The sequence below is a fragment of the Kitasatospora sp. NPDC059462 genome, from assembly GCF_042749955.1.
Classification (GTDB): Bacteria; Actinomycetota; Actinomycetes; order Streptomycetales; family Streptomycetaceae; genus Kitasatospora.
In genome coordinates, this window is sequence record NZ_JBHYUU010000352.1 from 1,793 (window position 1) to 3,251 (window position 1,459).

The 1,459-nt window shown below is 75.5% G+C and carries 2 protein-coding genes; one reads left to right on the forward strand and one right to left on the reverse strand.

Going from position 1 to position 1,459, the window contains the following annotated elements; translation table 11 throughout:
- Window positions 1-105: 105 nt before the first annotated feature.
- Window positions 106-315, reverse strand: a complete 210-nt coding sequence (locus tag ACFXAM_RS38285) for a DUF5703 family protein (protein ID WP_037846781.1) — start codon at window positions 313-315, stop codon at window positions 106-108.
- A gap of 331 nt (window positions 316-646) precedes the next feature.
- Here ACFXAM_RS38285 and ACFXAM_RS38290 point away from each other — a divergent pair, with 331 nt between their 5' ends.
- Window positions 647-1,255, forward strand: coding sequence for a hypothetical protein (locus ACFXAM_RS38290; RefSeq protein WP_380298513.1), 609 nt, complete (start codon window positions 647-649; stop codon window positions 1,253-1,255).
- Window positions 1,256-1,459: the final 204 nt, after the last annotated feature.

Sequence of the window (1,459 nt, forward strand, 5' to 3'; positions counted from 1 at the left end):
GCGGGGGCCCACCCCCGCCCGCGCCGCGCCCCGCCGCGATCTCCCCGGGGGCGCCCGCCCCCCCCCCCCCCCGGGGGGGCCCCCCCCCCCCCCCCGCGTCCGCCGTCACCAGCTCCTGACCTGCCGGATGATCCGCCGGCGCAGCAGCACCGTGCGGCTGCCGTCCGGGAACAGGCGGAGCCTGTCCAGCTCCCAGTGCCCGTACTCGGCGTGATCGGTGAGTAGTTGGCGTGCCGCGTTGCGGGACGTTCCGCGCGGCATGCGCAGCGACTGGTACTCGTACTCCGGCTGCCGGACGGGCTTCGGTGGGGTCAAAACGCTCCTCCTGTGGGACGCCTGCGAGCAAGCCTACGGCCTGCCTCCGACAACGGGCCCGGGTATTTTCGGCCGCCCGGGAGCGCGCCGCACTGACAGCGCATCAGTTCCGTTGTCCCTGGGGTCGGCATACCCGCGGCGCGCCGGGCGAAGCGGCACCCGGACGGGCCCGCGCGGACGGATGCGCGGGCGCCGGGCGCGCGCCGCGGGGCGGCACCCCGGGGGACAGAACCACGCGGAACGGACATCGCGGGGGAAGTTGCGGTGAAATCGCGGGTGTAGGTGACAACCGCTGTGCGTACCGGCACCGAGGGGAGATAGCGTCTGCTCCATGTCTGATGCCGCGCAGCCCACCATTGCCGAGGTACGCGCCGCCGCCGAGGCGGTCAAGGCCGCCATCGACCGTCATCTGGAAGCGGTGTCAAGCCACAGCGCAGCGGACGATTCCGCTGTGTCCACCGCCTACGAGCAGCTCGCGACGGCGGCCATCGCGTACGACCAGCTCCTGTACGAGGTCTACGACGAGGTCACCCCCTTCGAGGTCCCCGGCGACGAGGGCCCGGGCGGGTACCACGGCCCCGAACAGCCCGAGGCGATCAGCGTGCTGATCCGCCGCGACTACCACGTCGTCGACCCGAAGCGGCTGCGCGCCCAGGCGGAGCGGCTGGACGACTCGCTGACCCCCGGCGGGGGTGAGGACGGCGGCGGGGTGAACGCCGCGATCGGCGTGCTGTTCGGCGAGTTCGAGCCGGACGAGATCGCCGCCCGCAGCGAGGAGTTCGGGCTGGAGGAGGCCGACTCCACGCTCTGGGTGGCGGCCGCCGAGCCGAGCGAGCCGGGGGAGTGGCTGCCGGAGCCCTTCGAGCACGCCGATCCGCAGCTGCTGATCTGCCGCTTCGACGTGAGCGAGGTCTACGACGACGAGGACCCGGACGACTGACCCCGCGGCCCCCGTCCCCGTGCGCCCGGCGCGCGGGGACGGCGGGCACGGGCGCCGCGGAACGGCGCTCCGGGCGCATGATTTCGGACGTTCCTCGCACGGGACGACGGGCGCGGCGGTGTGCCCCCGTCGGGCCCGCGGACGGGCGGAGGGCCCCCACCCCGCCGCCGGGGGCCCCCGGCCCCGCCCCCCCCCCGCCCCGCG

What these genes read in the sequence shown, in the direction of transcription:
- ACFXAM_RS38290 (WP_380298513.1), top strand. Translation starts at nt 647, where the DNA reads ATGTCTGATGCCGCGCAGCCCACCATTGCCGAGGTACGCGCCGCCGCC.